The sequence below is a fragment of the Nocardia acididurans genome (assembly GCF_016741815.1).
GTDB lineage: Bacteria > Actinomycetota > Actinomycetes > Mycobacteriales > Mycobacteriaceae > Nocardia > Nocardia acididurans.
Window position 1 is genome coordinate 191,634 of the sequence record NZ_JAERRJ010000011.1, and the last position, 15,374, is coordinate 207,007.

16 protein-coding genes are annotated in these 15,374 nt (G+C 70.6%); 8 read left to right on the forward strand and 8 right to left on the reverse strand.

Annotated elements, in window-relative coordinates:
- Nucleotides 1-2 precede the first annotated feature (2 nt).
- Complete coding sequence (locus JK358_RS28055) at nt 3-1,091, forward strand: LLM class flavin-dependent oxidoreductase (protein WP_232852020.1); 1,089 nt, start codon at nt 3-5, stop codon at nt 1,089-1,091.
- Here JK358_RS28055 and JK358_RS28060 read toward each other — a convergent pair.
- Complete coding sequence (locus JK358_RS28060; protein ID WP_201953251.1) at nt 1,056-2,417, reverse strand: amidase; 1,362 nt, start codon at nt 2,415-2,417, stop codon at nt 1,056-1,058. The genes JK358_RS28055 and JK358_RS28060 overlap by 36 nt on opposite strands.
- 83 nt (nt 2,418-2,500) lie before the next feature.
- On the opposite strand from JK358_RS28060, the gene JK358_RS28065 reads away from it, so the two are divergent.
- The 4 genes from JK358_RS28065 to pcaD all read left to right on the forward strand — a co-directional run bounded on the left by JK358_RS28065 (nt 2,501) and on the right by pcaD (nt 5,710).
- Nucleotides 2,501-3,349: a phosphoribosyltransferase family protein gene (locus tag JK358_RS28065; protein WP_201953253.1), complete on the forward strand. Its 849-nt coding sequence runs from the start codon at nt 2,501-2,503 to the stop codon at nt 3,347-3,349.
- Complete coding sequence (locus tag JK358_RS28070) at nt 3,349-4,557, forward strand: nicotinamide phosphoribosyltransferase domain-containing protein (protein WP_269811915.1); 1,209 nt, start codon at nt 3,349-3,351, stop codon at nt 4,555-4,557. Before JK358_RS28065 ends, JK358_RS28070 begins: the two co-directional genes overlap by 1 nt.
- Nucleotides 4,491-4,853 (forward strand): hypothetical protein, encoded by a 363-nt coding sequence (locus tag JK358_RS40130; RefSeq protein WP_307817777.1) that lies wholly within the window; start codon nt 4,491-4,493, stop codon nt 4,851-4,853. Before JK358_RS28070 ends, JK358_RS40130 begins: the two co-directional genes overlap by 67 nt.
- Before the next feature lie 83 nt (nt 4,854-4,936).
- Entirely contained in the window at nt 4,937-5,710 is a 774-nt protein-coding gene (gene pcaD, locus JK358_RS28075; protein ID WP_307817778.1) for a 3-oxoadipate enol-lactonase, read from the forward strand.
- Nucleotides 5,711-5,719: 9 nt separating this feature from the next.
- Here pcaD and JK358_RS28080 read toward each other — a convergent pair whose 3' ends face one another.
- The 3 genes from JK358_RS28080 to JK358_RS28090 form a co-directional block, all read right to left on the reverse strand.
- Nucleotides 5,720-5,887, reverse strand: coding sequence for a hypothetical protein (locus JK358_RS28080; RefSeq protein WP_201953255.1), 168 nt, complete (start codon nt 5,885-5,887; stop codon nt 5,720-5,722).
- 100 nt (nt 5,888-5,987) lie between these two features.
- Nucleotides 5,988-7,277, reverse strand: coding sequence for a KamA family radical SAM protein (locus tag JK358_RS28085; protein ID WP_201953257.1), 1,290 nt, complete (start codon nt 7,275-7,277; stop codon nt 5,988-5,990).
- A 93-nt stretch (nt 7,278-7,370) separates the two neighbouring features.
- A complete protein-coding gene (locus JK358_RS28090; protein WP_201953259.1) occupies nt 7,371-7,802 on the reverse strand; it encodes a DoxX family protein in 432 nt (143 codons plus the stop codon).
- 100 nt (nt 7,803-7,902) lie between these two features.
- On the opposite strand from JK358_RS28090, the gene JK358_RS28095 reads away from it, so the two are divergent.
- Nucleotides 7,903-8,475: a TetR/AcrR family transcriptional regulator gene (locus JK358_RS28095; protein WP_201953263.1), complete on the forward strand. Its 573-nt coding sequence runs from the start codon at nt 7,903-7,905 to the stop codon at nt 8,473-8,475.
- Nucleotides 8,476-8,494: 19 nt separating this feature from the next.
- Here JK358_RS28095 and rplL read toward each other — a convergent pair whose 3' ends face one another.
- Nucleotides 8,495-8,881, reverse strand: coding sequence for a 50S ribosomal protein L7/L12 (gene rplL / locus JK358_RS28100; RefSeq protein ID WP_201953266.1), 387 nt, complete (start codon nt 8,879-8,881; stop codon nt 8,495-8,497).
- Between the two features lie 137 nt (nt 8,882-9,018).
- On the opposite strand from rplL, the gene JK358_RS28105 reads away from it, so the two are divergent.
- Nucleotides 9,019-11,118, forward strand: a complete 2,100-nt coding sequence (locus JK358_RS28105) for a catalase (protein ID WP_201953269.1) — start codon at nt 9,019-9,021, stop codon at nt 11,116-11,118.
- 54 nt (nt 11,119-11,172) lie between these two features.
- Here JK358_RS28105 and JK358_RS28110 read toward each other — a convergent pair whose 3' ends face one another.
- The 3 genes from JK358_RS28110 to JK358_RS28120 all read right to left on the reverse strand — a co-directional run bounded on the left by JK358_RS28110 (nt 11,173) and on the right by JK358_RS28120 (nt 13,676).
- Nucleotides 11,173-11,541, reverse strand: a complete 369-nt coding sequence (locus JK358_RS28110) for a hypothetical protein (protein ID WP_201953272.1) — start codon at nt 11,539-11,541, stop codon at nt 11,173-11,175.
- 31 nt (nt 11,542-11,572) lie between these two features.
- On the reverse strand, nt 11,573-12,952 hold the full coding sequence (locus tag JK358_RS28115) for a cytochrome P450 (protein ID WP_201953288.1): 1,380 nt from the start codon (nt 12,950-12,952) through the stop codon (nt 11,573-11,575).
- Between the two features lie 103 nt (nt 12,953-13,055).
- On the reverse strand, nt 13,056-13,676 hold the full coding sequence (locus tag JK358_RS28120) for a phosphoribosylanthranilate isomerase (protein WP_201953291.1): 621 nt from the start codon (nt 13,674-13,676) through the stop codon (nt 13,056-13,058).
- Nucleotides 13,677-13,742: 66 nt separating this feature from the next.
- On the opposite strand from JK358_RS28120, the gene JK358_RS28125 reads away from it, so the two are divergent.
- Nucleotides 13,743-15,314: a 2OG-Fe(II) oxygenase gene (locus JK358_RS28125; protein WP_201953293.1), complete on the forward strand. Its 1,572-nt coding sequence runs from the start codon at nt 13,743-13,745 to the stop codon at nt 15,312-15,314.
- The last annotated feature ends 60 nt before the right edge of the window (nt 15,315-15,374 follow it).

The following is a 15,374-nucleotide window of genomic DNA, read 5'->3' on the forward strand; positions in this document are numbered from 1 at the left end:
CTATGGGTCGGCGGGGTGGGCTCGCCGCATGCCTGGTCAGCGCGGCGCGGAATCAACCACGCCCGGCGGCGTTGGCACTCGACATGACCGCGGCACTCCAGTCGATTCCGTTCTCGATCCTCGACCGCTCCCGGGTCCGGCAGGATCAGCCCTACCCGGAGGCGCTGCGCGAGACCGTGGAATTCGCTCGCCTCGCGGAGGAGTGGGGCTACCACCGCTTCTGGGTGTCCGAGCATCACAGCGTGCCGGGCGTGGCGGGGTCGGCCCCCACCGTGCTGGCCGCCGGGGTCGCCGCCGCCACCAGCCGGATCCGGGTGGGCACCGGCGGCGTGATGCTGCCGAACCATCAGCCGCTGGTGGTGGCCGAACAGTTCGGCGTACTCGAAGCGCTGTACCCCGGGCGGATCGACATGGGTCTGGGCCGTTCGGTCGGATTCACCGACGGCGTGCGCCGCGCCCTCGGCCACGGCAAGGACGATGCCGAGGACTTCGACGACCGGCTGGGCGAACTGCTGGACTTCATCACCCGGGGCCGCGGCGGCGTACACGCCTGGCCCGCCGAGGGACTGCACATTCCGCCCTTCCTGCTGGCCACGGCATCCGGTGCGCTGCGCGCGGCCCACTTCGGGCTGCCTCTGGTGATCGCGCCGTTCCCGGACGAGGAGTCGATGATTCGCTCGATCACGCGGTACCGCGACGAGTTCCGGCCCGGCCCCTGGGCCCCGGTGCCGTACGTGATCGTCTCCACCTCGGTGGTCATCGCCGACACCGTCGAGCAGGCGCACCGTCTGCTCCTGCCGGAGGCGTGGTCCGCGGCCTACGCCCGCACTCAGGGCGAGTTCCCGCCGCTGCTCTCGCCCGAGCGCATCGACGCGCTCACCATGACCGATCGGCAGCGCCGCATCTTCGGCGAATCCCTGCGCGGCCACCTCCACGGCCCGGAAACCGTCGTGCTGCCCGCGCTGGAAAGCCTGGTCGAACGCACCGGAGCCGATGAGATCCTGGTGCACACCAGCACCTACGACCGCGCCGCCAAACTGGAGTCGCACCGCCGCCTAGCCGGGGCGGTGCTCATGCCACAGCAGGTGTGATTCCAGTTGGGCGGCAAGGGAAATCAGCAGCGCCTCACTGCCCGGTCCGCCCATCAGCTGAGCGCCCACCGGTAGCCCCTCGGGAGTGAACCCGGCGGGGACGCTGACGGTCGGCCAGCCCAGGGCATTCCACGGATAGGTGTAGGGGCCGGCGGCCATGGACAGCCGGTACGCGGTGAACGCGCCCGCCCGGTCGAGGACATCGATCGGCGGCGGGGGTGTCGCGGTGGCGGGTGCCAGGATCACCTCGACCCGGTCGAAGAGCCGGCCGATGCGGCGGGCCAGAACGGGTTCGAGCAGGTCCCGGGCCGCGCGCGCGGCCGGTGCGGTGGGGCGGCCGATGCGGGCGTTCCAGCGGGTGTGCGCGTCGGCGCGGGCCGCGGGGCCGAGACTGTCCAGCGCCTCGGTCACGCCGCGCCCGCAGCGCGCGGCCCAGCACAGCATCAGGCCGGGCTCATAGGCGGGATCGGCGTCGACGAGGTCGTGCCCGAGGCCGCGCAGCGCGTCGGCGACGGCTTCGACGCCGCTGCGCACCTGCGGGGAGAGCCTGGCGGGTACGGGGACGAACGGAACCGCCAGCGAGAGCGCGATCCTGCGCCGACCCGGATCGAGAGTAGCTGCGGTGGTGAAGGTTTCGGCGGAATCGGCGAGTACGTCGAGGATCCGGGCGGCATCGCGCACCGTGCGGGCCAGTGGGCCGATGGCCGTCAGCCCGTAGGCGTCGACCGGGGGCGCGGGCACCACGCCGCGTCCGGGTTTGATGCCCACCAGATTGGTCCAGGCGGCGGGAATCCGGATGGAACCGCCGGTGTCGGAGCCGAGGGCGGCCGGAACCAGGCCCGCGCTCACCGCCGCCGCGCTCCCACCGGAGGAACCGCCCGGCGTGTGCCCGGTGTGCCACGGATTCGCGGTGTGCCCGAACGCGTTTCCGTGCGTGAAGGGCCATTCGCCGAGTTCGGGGGTGTTGGTCTTGCCGACGATGACGGCGCCGGCGGCCCGCAGCCTGCGCACCACCTCGGAGTCCGCGGTCTTGCGGGGCAGATCGCCGCCGCAGCCGAAAGCCGTTGGCTCACCGTCGATGTCGACATCGTCCTTGATGGCCAGCGGTACCCCCAGCAGGGGGCCGGACGCGCCGGCCGCGATGCCGCGATCGGCTGCCGCCGCGTCGGCGAGCGCGGCGTCCCGGCGAATGCGGCGAAAGGCGTTGAGCCGTGGCTGCGAAGCCTCGACCCGATCCAGTGTTTCGGCGGCGAGCCGGGTGGCGGTCAGCTGTCCGGCGGTCAGGGAACGGCGGATCTCGGAGATGCCGAGCTGGGCGGTATCCACGCCTACAGTGTCTCTCCCCGGCCGGTCGGTCCACGGAAAAATTGTTTTAGTCAGATCAACTAAAACTATGCTACGGTGGTCGCATGATCGAAGCGATGGTGCGAACCGCCTCCGGGGCCCGGCCCGACGAGGTCGAGTTCATGCGCTTCCCGGGTGGGGAGTGGTTCGTGAAACCGGGACCGGAATTCGATCCGTCCGCCGCGCGGTTCGCGGTGGTGCGCGGGGGAACGCCGGACGACCTGCTGGCCCTGGGCATGTGGGCGGACCTGGTCCGCCATCACGGTCAGGCGGTGCGGGTCCTCATGCCCTACCTCCCCGCCGCGCGCACGGATCGGGATGTGCCCTGTGGCGCAAAGGTTTACGCCACACTCATCAACGCGTTCGCGGATGAACTCGTCTACGCCGACATCCACTCGCCGCTGGCCGAACGGCAGCTGAGCGGTCCGAAGACGGCCGAGATCCCGCTGGGGACATTGGCTTCCGCCGTCCTGCCCGGTGACTACGACCTGGTGATCGCCCCGGACGCCGGTGCGCGGCACCGGGCCGAGGCGGTCGCGGCGGCGCTCGGCGGATTGCCGGTCGGCTACGGCCGCAAGCGCCGCGATCCCGCCACCGGGCGGCTCGGCGGCTTCGAATTCGATCCGGCCCTGGTGGCGGGTCGGCGCGCGGTCGTCGTCGACGACGTCTGCGACGGCGGCGGCACCTTCGCCGGATTGGCTGCGGCAGCCGACTTCTCGGCCGCCGACCGGGTGGACCTGTGGGTCACCCACGGCGTCTTCTCCGGCGGTCCGCGCCTGGCCGCCAACCTCGCGCCCTATGCGCGCGTCTACACCACCGACTCGCATCCGGGCGCACTCGCCGCCGTCGCGAACAGCGACCGGATCACCGTCGTCAACCTCGTCGAACACGTTCTCACGCAAGGAATCCTGTGATGTTTCGCACTACCGTCGACCCGCTGTTCCTGACCGACGCCTACAAGCTGGACCACCGCCGCCAGTACCCGCCCGGCACCACCCGCGTGTACTCCAACCTGACCCACCGCGCCTCGCGCATTCCCGGCGTCGACCACGTCGTGCACTTCGGGGTGCAGGCCTTCCTGAAGGATGTGCTGACCGACGCCTTCGGCCGCTTCTTCGCCGCCGACGTGGCGCAGGTGTGCGCCGAATACGAGCGGCGCGTCACCGCCATCGTCGGCCCGAATGTCATCGGCAGCGACCACATTCGCGCGCTGCACGCCCTGGGCTACCTGCCACTGTCGATCCGCTCGCTGCCCGAGGGCACCCCGGCGCCGATCAAGGTGCCGGTGCTGACGGTGGAGAACACCCACCCGGATTTCTTCTGGCTGACCAACTACATCGAGACCGCGCTGTCGGCGGCCATCTGGCAGCCGTCCACCTCGGCCACCACGGCCTGGCGGCTGCGCCGGCTGCTGGAGGAGCGGGCGCGGGCCACCGGCGCGCCGATCGAGGCGGTCGACTTCCAGGGCCACGACTTCTCCTTCCGCGGCATGCCCGGCATCGAGGCGGCCGCGGCCTCGGGCGCGGGGCACCTGCTGTCGTTCACCGGCTCGGATTCGCTGGTGTCCGAGGATTGGATCCGCTACTTCTACCCGGACGACTCGGGACAGCCGATCCTGGCTTCCGTTGCGGCGACCGAACATTCGGTCATGTGCGCGGGCACCAGGGAATCGGAGGACGACACCTACCGGCGACTGCTCGAGCTGTACCCCAGCGGCATCGTGTCGGTGGTGAGCGACACCTTCGACCTGTGGCGGGTGCTGACCGCCACCCTGCCCGCACTGCGCGAACGCATTCTGGGGCGGGACGGGACGCTGGTGATCCGGCCCGACTCCGGCGACCCGGAGACCATCCTGTGCGGCACCGGCGCGGACGACACGCCCGCCGGGCGCGGGGTGGTGCGGCTGCTGTGGGAGGCCTTCGGCGGCACCGTGAACGAGGCCGGATACCGGGTGCTGGATCCGCATGTCGGTGTGATCTACGGGGATTCGATCACCACGACCGCGCCGACGCCATCACCGCGCGCCTGGCGCGAATGGGATTCGCCTCCACCACAGTGGTTTTCGGGGTGGGCTCCTACACCTACCAGTACGTCACCCGTGACACCTTCTCCTCGGCGGTGAAGGCCACCTACGTCGAGGTGGCCGGGTCGGGCCGCGACATTTTCAAGGATCCGGTCACCGACTCGGGCACCAAGCGTTCGGCGCGGGGCCGCCTGGCGGTGCTGCGCGACGGCGACGGGGAACTGTACGTCCAGCAGCAGGCCACCCCCGAGCAGGAGGCGGCCAGTGAACTGGTGGAGGTGTGGCGCGACGGAACCTTCCTGCGCCGCGAGGGTTTCGCGGAGATCCGGGCGCGGCTGCGGGCCGCGGCCGCGCCGCGCGTCCGCATCGCCGCCACGGCGGGAGTCCAGCGGTAGTGCTGGAGGCCGCCGCGTGTCACGATGACCGCGGCGCGCCGGGCCGAGCAGGCGGCGTCGGGACGACGAACAGGAGTGGTGCGGTGGGCGTTTCGGTGAACTATCGGATCGAGGGCCCGCCGGACGGCGTGCCGGTGCTGCTCAGCGGTTCCATCGGCAGCGACCTGCGCATGTGGGATCCACAGGTGGGGCCGTTGACCGCCGCCGGATACCGGGTGGTGCGCTACGACCACCGCGGGCACGGGGGTTCACCCGTGCCGGAGGGGCCGTACACCCTGAGCGATATCGCCGGGGACGCGCTGGCCCTGCTCGACCGGCTGGGCATCGAGCGCGCGCACTGGGTGGGGTTGTCCCTGGGCGGTATGACCGGCATGTGGGTGGCCCAGCACGCTGCCGACCGGCTGCGCTCGCTCACGCTGGTGTGCACCTCGGCGGATCTGTCCGCCGTGCGCTGGGACGAACGCGGGCGGATGGTGCGGGCCGGCGGAATGCGCGCCACCGCCGAATCCTCCCTGGGCCGCTGGTTCACCCCCGAATGGCGCACGGCGCACCCGGAACTCGAACGGCACTACGCCGACATGATCGCCGGGCAGCCGGTCGAGGGCTACGTGTCCTGCTGCGCCGCAATCGGATCCATGGATATCGCGGCCGGGCTGCCCGGCATCACCGCGCCGACCCTGGTGATCTCCGGTGCGCAGGACGTGGGGACGCCGCCCGCGCACGGCAAGCTGATCGCGGCCGCGATACCCGGGGCGCGCTTCGACATCGTGGACCCCGCCGCGCATCTGGCCACTGTGGAGGCGGCCGACGAGGTGAACGCGCTGATCCTGGCGCACCTGCGCACCGCCCATCGGTGACCGGTGCGCTCACGCCGCCTGCGGGGTGGAATCGCCACCGCCGTGCAGGGCGTCGTGGCCGGCCTGGTGGATGGCGCAGCGGTGCACCGGTCCGGGCTTCACGAAGGCCGGGTCCAGGCGCTGCGCGAAAGTGAGGTTCTCACGTCGCCAGCAATCGACGCATACCCGCTCGTCCATGACGGCCTCCTCGGTCCTTCACGCTGTGCACGCCACTCGCACATCTCGTACGGGCTGTGTTCCCCTTTTGGGGGCGTTTCAGCGCGATGTATCCATCCACTCACCACGATGCCGCCGGATTGTTACGCGCTGATGAGGGCCGCGTGCCGAGTAGCAGCGGCCACGGCGGCTGATGCGCCGTCCCGAGCGCGGGTTCCAGGTCGTCGAGCCAGCGCGCGGCCGGGTCGTAGCGGGCCAGGAACGGCAGGTTCACCAGACTCGGATCGCGGCACTGCAGCAGCCGCAGCGACAGGTAGCGGTGGCCGTGGATCCACGGAATCCCGTCCAGCACAACCTTGCCCGGCTCGGCCGACATGACCGGGCCGCGCACCGTGCGGCACAGACCGGAGACGGCGCGGTAGGCGGTGGTGAAGATCTGGTGCGCGCGCACCAGCGGCACCTCGAAGTACTCGCGCGGACCGGATTCGCGTTCCACGAAGGCGTAGTAGGGCACCATGCCCATGCGGGTCTGGGTGCGCCACAGTTCGGCCCAGATATCGGGGGAGTCGTTGACGGACCGGATGATCGGGCCCTGGGTTCGGATGCTCGCTCCGGTGTCCAGCACCCGGCGGGCGGCCTGTGCGGCGTGGTCGGTGCGCAGTTCCCGCGGATGGGTGAAGTGCGCCATGAGCGCGAGGTTCCGGCCGCCGCGCACGATGCGCTCGAACAGGGTCAGCAGTTCACCCGCGTCGGGGGCGGTGAGGAAGCGGGCGGGCCAGCGGGCCAGTGTCGCGGTGGCGATGCGGATGGACTCGATGTGCCGCAGGCCGGGGGCGGACAGCAGCGGAGTTATCCTGCGGGACAGGGCATTCGCGGTGAGGAACAGGGGGTCGTCGCCGGTGAGCAGCAGATCGGTGACGGCCGGATGCGCGCGCAGGTAGGCGGTGAGGCGGTCCACGTCGTGGGTGGCGTATCTGCGGCCCCCGCTCGGGCAGTAGAGGACGGTCTCCGGGTACTTGTGCGTGATCCCTTGCAGCCGTAGGCCATCGAGCGTCGGGCTGTGCTGTTCCGGCCGGGGGATCGGGTGGGAGTCCAGTTTGGCCAGGATAGCCCGTGCGGCGCTGTGGATCTCGTCGGCAGAGGCATTGCGGCGCAGCAGCCGGACGAGCAGTTCGGTGTACTCGTCCGGCAGCATATCGGGCTGCGGGAAGACCAGGCGATAGATGGGGTCGTCCGGGGCCGAATCCCAGTCGATGAGTTGGTCGATCACGTAATCGCTGACGTGGAAGGGGAGTACGGCGGCCACCGCCCGGGTTCTGAGCCGTTCCCGGGCGGAGAGTCCGGCGCGCGCGGTCAGCGCGTCCAGGTGTGCCGCATGGTAGAAGCGGGGACGGGAGCTGACCGGTGCCATGAGCATCGACCCCTTTGCCCTTGCGCACGTGCCGATTCCGGTCGCGGCGAAGCGATCCGCACTCCATTGTGGCGTGCCCGCCGCCGGAAAAACTCAGAACGCGGCCAGGACGCACGCGGCGATGAACACGATCTGGACAAGGGTGCGCCACGGTAGCGGCATGGTCTTGATGCCCTGACCGGAACGGGCCGCGTACACATTGGCGGGGAACATCGTGACCAGCAGCGCCGCCAGGCAGATCGCGGCCGCCGGAGCGAAGAACGGGATCAAAAGCCCGACCGCACCGGCTGTTTCGAGCACGCCGGTGAGCGTGACCAGTGCGGCGGGGGCCGGAACCCGCGGCGGCAGCATGGCGATGAGGGCGTTACGGCGCGGCGGGAGGAAGTGCGCGCTCGCGGTGAGCGCGAACATGGCCGCCAGGCCGATGCGGGTGGCGTGCGGCCACGAGTCGAGCCAGTCGAGCCCGAGCAGGCCCGCCAGGCGAGCCGATCCCGTGACGACGAGAAGAACGATGAGCGGTGCCATGAGCGGATCTCCTGAGGCCCTTCGGTGAATCTTGACAGTGGCAAGATTAGGTTGACCTGCGAAACTTGTCAACGTCTAGATTGTGATCGAGGATGGGGCCATGGCGAAGAGCGCGTACCACCACGGCGATCTGCGAGCCACCCTGCTGAACGCGGCCGCCGAACAGGTGGCCGCCGAGGGGGTGGACTCCATCTCCCTGCGCGCCCTGGCGCAGCGCGCCGGCGTCTCGCACGCGGCGCCCGCGCACCACTTCGGCAACCGGCAGGGCCTGCTGACCGAGCTCGCCATCCAGGGGCACACCCTGCTCGCCGACGAACTACAGTCCGCCGCAGGCGATTTCCGCGAGGTGGCGCTGGCCTACATTCGATTCGCCCGCCGCCATCCCGGGCACTTCGACGTCATGTTCCGGCGCGAGCTGCTGCGCGCCGACGATGCGCGGCTGACCGCCGCCCGTGCCCAGTCCGGGCGTGAATTGCGTGGCGGTATCGCGCAATTGGGCGTCTCCGCCGAGGAGGCGCGGTCCGCTCAGCTGGCCGCGTGGTCACTGGTGCACGGCTTCGCCGCACTCTGGCGCGAAGGCGCGCTGGAGGGCTCCGAACTGGGCGGAGCCGATCCGGAGGAGCTCGCGCGCCGCATGCTCGACGCGGTCGAGCTGATCCCCGCCGTCGACTAGCTGTCCCGCCGAAGCGGCACTACTTCACCGAGACCCGGGCCCCGGCCGCCTCCAGCTTGAGCTTGGCGGTCTCGGCCGGGCCGGCCTCCACCTTCTCCAGCACCGCCTTGGGCGCGGATTCGACGAGATCCTTGGCCTCCTTCAGGCCCAGGCCCGGGATGACCTCCCGCATCGCCTTGATGACCTGAATCTTCTTGTCCCCGAAGGATTCCAGGATCACATCGAACTCGGACTGCTCCTCGGCCTCCGCCGTGGCGGGACCGGCGTCCGCGATCACCGTGGTGGCCACCGGCGCGGCGGCGGTGACCCCGAACTGTTCCTCGAACGCCTTCAGGAACTCCGATAGCTCGAGCAGGGTCATCTCTTTGAACACATCGAGCAACTCATCGATCGTCATCTTGGCCATGATCATTCCCCTGCGAGCCGAACCGGGATAACTCCAGGCTACGCGCCCCCGGCCAGGTCGGTGCGGTGATTGGGTTCCGGCTGCCCGGGTACGCGGCCGGTGTGAGGTAGCCACCGGTGACCGATGGAGGTAAGGGTATGACCACGGATCGCGATCCCAAGCAGGAGCAGCTGGACGCGCATCGCGTCGACCGCGAACACGGTCGGCTCACCACCCAGCAGGGCGTCCGGGTGGACGACACCGACAACGCGCTGCGAGTGGGGGAGCGCGGGCCCACGCTGCTCGACGACTTCCACGCGCGGGAGAAGATCACGCATTTCGACCACGAGCGGATCCCGGAGCGGGTGGTGCACGCCCGTGGCGCGGGAGCGTACGGATATTTTCAGCCCTACGACGGGTGGCTGGCCGCGCACACCGTCGCGGAATTCCTGATCGAACCGGACGTGCGCACCCCGGTGTTCGTTCGCTTCTCCACCGTCGCGGGCTCGCGCGGCTCCGCCGACACCGTGCGCGACGTGCGCGGATTCGCCACCAAGTTCTATACCGCACAGGGGAATTACGATCTCGTCGGAAACAACTTCCCGGTGTTCTTCATTCAGGACGGCATCAAGTTCCCCGACTTCGTGCACGCGGTGAAACCCGAGCCGCACAACGAGATTCCGCAGGCCGCCTCCGCCCACGACACCCTGTGGGACTTCGTGGCCCAGCAGCCCGAGACGCTGCACGCCATCCTGTGGCTCATGTCGGATCGGGCGCTGCCGCGCAGCTACCGCATGATGCAGGGCTTCGGCGTGCACACCTTCCGGCTGGTGAACGCCGCGGGCAAGAGCACCTTCGTGAAATTCCACTGGACGCCGAAACTCGGTGTGCACTCGCTGATCTGGGACGAATGCCAGCAGATCGCCGGACGCGACCCGGACTTCAACCGGCGCGATCTGTGGGACAGCATCGAGGCCGGACAGTATCCGGAGTGGGAGCTGGGGGTACAGCTCATCGACGAGGAACACGAGCACGACTTCGACTTCGATCTGCTCGACGCCACCAAAATCGTTCCCGAGGAGCAGGTTCCGGTGCGGCCGGTGGGGCGGCTGGTGCTGGACCGCAATCCCGACAACTTCTTCGCCGAGACCGAGCAGGTCGCCTTCCACACCGCGAATCTGGTGCCGGGCATCGACTTCAGCGACGATCCGCTGCTGCAACTGCGCAACTTCTCCTACCTCGACACCCAGCTGATCCGGCTCGGCGGGCCGAATTTCGCGCAGCTGCCGATCAATCGGCCGGTCGCCGACGTACGCAATCATCAGCAGGACGGCTACGGGCAGCACGCGATTCCGCAGGGGCGGGCGAGCTACATCGTCAATACCCTCGGCGGCGGCTGTCCGGCGCTGGGGGACGGCGGATTCCGGCACTACGTGCGGGAGGTGTCCGGCACCGTGATCCGCAAGCGCGCCGAGAGTTTCGCCGACCACTACTCGCAGCCGCGCATGTTCTGGCGCAGCATGTCCGTGCCCGAGGCCGACCATATCGTCGACGCCTTCGGATTCGAGCTCGGCAAGGTGGAGGTCCCGGTCATCCGGGCGCGGGTGCTCGAACACCTGGAGCGCGTCGATCCCCGGCTCGCCGCCCGGGTAGCCGCGAAACTCGGTATGCCACAGCCGCCCTCGAACGGCGAGGCGGTGCAGGGGCCGGTCTCGGCGGCGCTGTCGCAGCTCACCGGGAGTATGGACACCATCGCCACCCGGAAGGTCGCCGTGCTCGTCGCGGACGGGGTGGACGCCGCCGGGGTCGAGCGGCTGCGCTCGCTGCTGAGCGAACGCGAGGCCATCGCGGAAGTGCTGGCACCCCACGGTGGTCAGGTGCGCGGGGCCGAGGGCGGGGACCTGACGGTGGATCGCGCACTGCCCACCACCGCGTCGGTGCTCTACGACGCCGTCATCGTGGCGGGCGGGGACGAGGCCGCGAAAGCCCTGTCCGCCAATGGTTTCGTACTGCACTTCCTGCTCGAGGCGTACAAGCACGGCAAGCCCGTCGGCGCGCTCGGCGCGGGCGCGGCGGTGCTGCGCGGCGCGCGCCTGGCCGACGACATCCCGCCCTACGGTCACCTCACCGAGGCGGACGGCGTGGTGCTGGCCGGATCCGACGGCGCGGACACGCTGGACGACTTCGTGGTTACCTTCGCCGGTTTGCTTGCGCGCCACCGCATCTGGCAGCGCGCCACCGACCACGTCCCGGCTTGAGCGCCGTTCGCCGACCCGTTTACCGGCCCGGGAGAGTGCCGCCCCGCCCGGCGATCACAGCGGGCCGAAGAACCCGACGATGCGCTGGATCCGCCCGTCGTCGGAGAGCTCGACCAGATCCAGGCCGTCGGGCAGCGCCGTGCCGTCGGCCTGCACCACATGCCAGGCGAAGCGGACGAACCCGTGGTGCGCGTCGATTCGGCTGGTGCGCTCCACCTTCGCGCCCGGCCGCCGCGCCAGCACGATATCGATGTGACCGAGCAGTTCGCCGATCCCGACGGTGTGCACGGTCGGATCGATGTAGCTCGCGTCCTCGGTGAGCACCTCGCTCAGCAGCAGTCGGCGGTGCGCCGGATCGGAACTGCTCCATGCCGCACAGTAGGTGTCGATCAGTTGATCGAGCGTGCGATCGAACCCTGCCATGAGGCAATGGTTCTCGGCGTGCCGGGGCGTGTCAATCGACGCGCCGCCGCAGCCGCACGGGCAATCCGTCAGCGGGGACCGGCAGCGTGGTGAAGCGCCAGCGCGGACGGTACCCGTCGGGGACGCGCCAGTCCTGGGCCCGCAGCATGGCGTCGAGGATGACGAGGGTCTTCAGCATGCCGAAGTCCATACCGGCGCACTTGTGCGCGCCCGCGCCGAACGGCAGCCATGCCGAGCGCGGCCCGCTCCCGGCCGGATCCAGGAAGCGGTCCGGGTCGAAGCGGCCCGGGTCGGGCCAATGTTCGGCGATCATGTGGGTGGCCCAGCTGTTCACCACCACGAGCGTGCCCGCGGGAACGAAACGGTTCCCGATCGCGGTGTCGGCGACGGCGCGGCGCGCATAGTTGGGAGAGGGCGGGACGATGCGCATACTCTCGCGCACCACACGGTCGAGAACACGCAGCCCCGCGGCGGTGTGCGCGGTGAGGTCGGCCTCGCCGCGCGCCAGCGATTCCGCCCGCGCCCGCTCCTGCCACCCCGGATGCGCGCCGAGGAAGTAGGCGGCGGAGGTCGCGGCCGCGACCGAAGTATCGTGCGCGGCAATCAGAGTGAAGATCATGTGCTCGGCGATCTCGGTATCGCTGAACCGATCGCCGTCCGCGCTCTCGGCCCGGCACAGCACCGACAGGAAACCGGAACCGGGTTCGATCCGGGCGCGACGCGCGGCATCGGTGAAGTATTCGAGCAGGCGGTGGCGAGCGGAATGCGCTGCCGCCCACGGCGTTCCCGGAACCGGCAACCGCAGCGGCCAGCCTTCGGCACGGATACAGGTCTCGACATCGGCGACGACCCGACGGGCGCGGGCATCGTAGCCGCGGCCGAGCAGCGTGCGGGAGGTCATCGCGGCCGACAGCTCCCGCAGCCGCGGCAGCAGCGGCAGCGCCTGTGCGGCAGGCCATTCCGCGACGATCTCGCGGGCCTGCGCGACCATATCCGGCAGATATCCGTGCAGGGCCTCGGGCCGGTAGGCGGGTTGCAGCAGGCGGCGATGCCGCAGATGCTCGGCCCCGTCGCGCACCAGCGGCCCGCCGTCGAACCACGGCCCGATGATGTCGCGCCAGGCGCTCACGAACGCCTTGTCCTTGTTGACCAGCACTTCTCGCGCCGCACCCGGCCCGCTGACGCAGACCACGGGGATGCCGAACATGCGGGTCCAGCTCACCTCGCCGAAGCGGCGATGCAGTTCGGTGTGCACCTGCGGACCGCCACGCAGGAACTGAACACCCTTGCCCACGAACAGGATTCCCGGATCGCCGAGCACCGGATCCAGCCCGCTGCCCGGCGGCGGCGCGGCCAGCGCGGTGGCGTTCGGATCGACCGCGGGGCGGGTCGCGACGGGCTGTGCAGGCATGGGATCTCCGCCGGTGGATCGTGGCCGGGCGGCGGGAACGCGCCCGGTCTCACACGGGTATCGACCCCGCGCGCTTCGACGGTAACCCCTGTGCCGGAAAGGTTTACGTCCGAGTGAGCGGTTCCACACCGGCCTGACCGCGCGCCGCCGCCACGAACTCCCGCATGAGCCCGTGATCCTTCACGCCGCGACTGGATTCCACACCGCTGGACACATCCACGCCCCAGGGCCGCACGGCCGCGATGGCTCCGGCCACGTTGCCGGGGGACAGGCCACCCGCCAGCAGCCACTGCCCGCTGGGCCGCGCACTGTCCAGGCCCGCGAGGTCCCAGCGCTCCCCGGACCCGGCGACGGGGGAGTCCAGCAGCAGCCACTCCTCGCCGTACGCGCCCGTGCGCACATCGGTCTCGGCGGTGAGCGCGGTGGCGCGCAGCAGGCGCAAGCCCGCCAGCTCCTCGAACGCGGCCTTCGGATACGCGCCGTGCAGTTGCAGCGCGTCCACCCCGGCGGCGCGCGCCAGTGCGCCCGCCTCGGCGGCCGGGATGCCGTGCACCACGCCCACCGACAGCACGGTGGGCGGCACGCCCGCCAGCAGTCGCCGCACCTCGGCGACCTCGATCTGCCGCGGGCTGGTGGTGAAGACGAACCCCACCGCGTCGGCTCCCGCCGCGACGGCGGTGGCCACATCCTCCTCGGTGCGCAGACCGCACAGCTTCACGAACATAGCGAAACCCTACGCAACCTGGACTCGACCGTTGACATCGCTGTCCGCCCCGGGCTGAATTAATTGATGTTGTCTGGTATACCGATCCGTCCGATCATCAAGCTGCAGAACGGGATCGGCGCCGCGAGCGGCCGGACCTGCTTCCTGCTGCGCGGCGCACTGGACGCCGGGGAGTGCGCCCGCATCATCGACACCGCCACCCGGGCCGGATTCGGGCCGACCGGAGCGCACTACCCGCCGTCGTACCGCGACAACGACCGCCTGGTGCGCGACGACCGGGCGCTGGCGCACCTGCTGTTCACCCGCATCGCGGATCTGCTGCCGCAGGAGATCGAGGCCGACGGCACGCGCTGGCGGCTGCGCGGGCTCAACGAGCGGTTCCGCTACTGCCGCTACCGTGACGGCCAGCGCTTCGGCATCCACCGCGACGGCGCGCACGCCCGCAGCGCCACCGTGGTCTCCCGGCTCACCTGCATGGTGTACCTCAACGACGACACCGAATTCACCGGGGGCGCAACACGATTCCTGGTGAACGGCGATCGGCGCTCGGCCACGCTGGGTGAGGTGCGGCCCGAGCGCGGCACCATCGTGGTCTTCGACCACGCCCTGTGGCACACCGGGGAACCGGTCACCTCCGGCACCAAGTGGGTGATGCGCACCGATGTGCTCTACGAGCGGGAAGACGCCGCGGTGGAACCGGATTCGAGCCGGGTGCTGCGCGGCCACGACGGCTACGTCTGGAGCGTGGTCGCCCTGCCCGGCGGTGCGCTGGCCTCGGCCTCGCGCGATCGCACCATCCGGATCTGGGAACCGGCCGCGAACGGCTATGCGACGCGGCGGGTGCTGCGCGGCCACGACAGTTCGGTCACCGCACTGCTGGCCCTGGCCGACGGCACCCTGGTGAGCGGTTCCCGCGACGGCGCGATTCACGCCTGGCGTGCCGACGCGCCCCGCGTCATCGGCCGCCACGACGGCGCGGTCCTGAGCCTGAACGAGTTGCCGGACAACGGAATTCTCAGCGGCGGGGCCGACGGGCGGGTGCGCTGGTGGACCGGCCCGGGGAACTCCGGCGGCCCCGTCGGGTCGGGCGGCTCGGTCGGGTCGGGCGGCTCGGATGGTGTGGGCGGCCCCGTCGGGTCGGGCGGTTCGGGTGCGGGCCAGGGCGAAGCTCCGGGCGAGCTCCGCGACGAATGGCAGGTGGGCAGCTGGGTGTGGGGTCTGGCCGCGGTGAACGGCCGCATCGTCGCCGCCTGTGAGGACGGCACCCTGCGCTGGCGCGACCGCACCGGCCACACGGGCGCGGCCGCGACGCCGCACCCGCTGCGCGCCCTCACCCTCGACGCGAACGGCACCGTGTTCACCGGGGACGCCGGAGGCTGGTTACGGCAGTGGGAGACAACCACTTCCGGCCCGCGCGACCACATCGCCTGGCGCGCCCACACCGGCGCGGTCTGCGCCGTCGCCCCGCTGCCCGGCGGCCGCCTGGCCTCCGGCGGCGAGGACGGCGCGGTCCGCCTGTGGCGGGGCGTCGGCCGGCTGGGTGTGCACCGGCATGACGATTTCGTGCGCGGTCTGGCTACTTTGCCCGATGGCCGGGTGGCCAGCGCCTCCTACGATGGCACTGTCCGGGTCTGGTGAGCGGCGGATTAGTGCATATGCACAATCGCTGTCTCGGACAGTCGGCGGTCTGCCGATAGT

Excerpts from the sequence above, each read along its gene's own strand:
- JK358_RS28055 (WP_232852020.1), top strand. The coding sequence starts at position 3 with ATGGGTCGGCGGGGTGGGCTCGCCGCATGCCTGGTCAGCGCGGCGCGG.
- JK358_RS28065 (WP_201953253.1), top strand. The coding sequence starts at position 2,501 with ATGATCGAAGCGATGGTGCGAACCGCCTCCGGGGCCCGGCCCGACGAG.
- JK358_RS28070 (WP_269811915.1), top strand. The coding sequence starts at position 3,349 with ATGTTTCGCACTACCGTCGACCCGCTGTTCCTGACCGACGCCTACAAG.
- JK358_RS28080 (WP_201953255.1), bottom strand. The coding sequence starts at position 5,887 with ATGGACGAGCGGGTATGCGTCGATTGCTGGCGACGTGAGAACCTCACT.
- JK358_RS28085 (WP_201953257.1), bottom strand. The coding sequence starts at position 7,277 with ATGGCACCGGTCAGCTCCCGTCCCCGCTTCTACCATGCGGCACACCTG.
- JK358_RS28090 (WP_201953259.1), bottom strand. The coding sequence starts at position 7,802 with ATGGCACCGCTCATCGTTCTTCTCGTCGTCACGGGATCGGCTCGCCTG.
- JK358_RS28095 (WP_201953263.1), top strand. The coding sequence starts at position 7,903 with ATGGCGAAGAGCGCGTACCACCACGGCGATCTGCGAGCCACCCTGCTG.
- rplL (WP_201953266.1), bottom strand. The coding sequence starts at position 8,881 with ATGGCCAAGATGACGATCGATGAGTTGCTCGATGTGTTCAAAGAGATG.
- JK358_RS28105 (WP_201953269.1), top strand. The coding sequence starts at position 9,019 with ATGACCACGGATCGCGATCCCAAGCAGGAGCAGCTGGACGCGCATCGC.
- JK358_RS28110 (WP_201953272.1), bottom strand. The coding sequence starts at position 11,541 with ATGGCAGGGTTCGATCGCACGCTCGATCAACTGATCGACACCTACTGT.
- JK358_RS28115 (WP_201953288.1), bottom strand. The coding sequence starts at position 12,952 with ATGCCTGCACAGCCCGTCGCGACCCGCCCCGCGGTCGATCCGAACGCC.
- JK358_RS28120 (WP_201953291.1), bottom strand. The coding sequence starts at position 13,676 with ATGTTCGTGAAGCTGTGCGGTCTGCGCACCGAGGAGGATGTGGCCACC.
- JK358_RS28125 (WP_201953293.1), top strand. The coding sequence starts at position 13,743 with ATGTTGTCTGGTATACCGATCCGTCCGATCATCAAGCTGCAGAACGGG.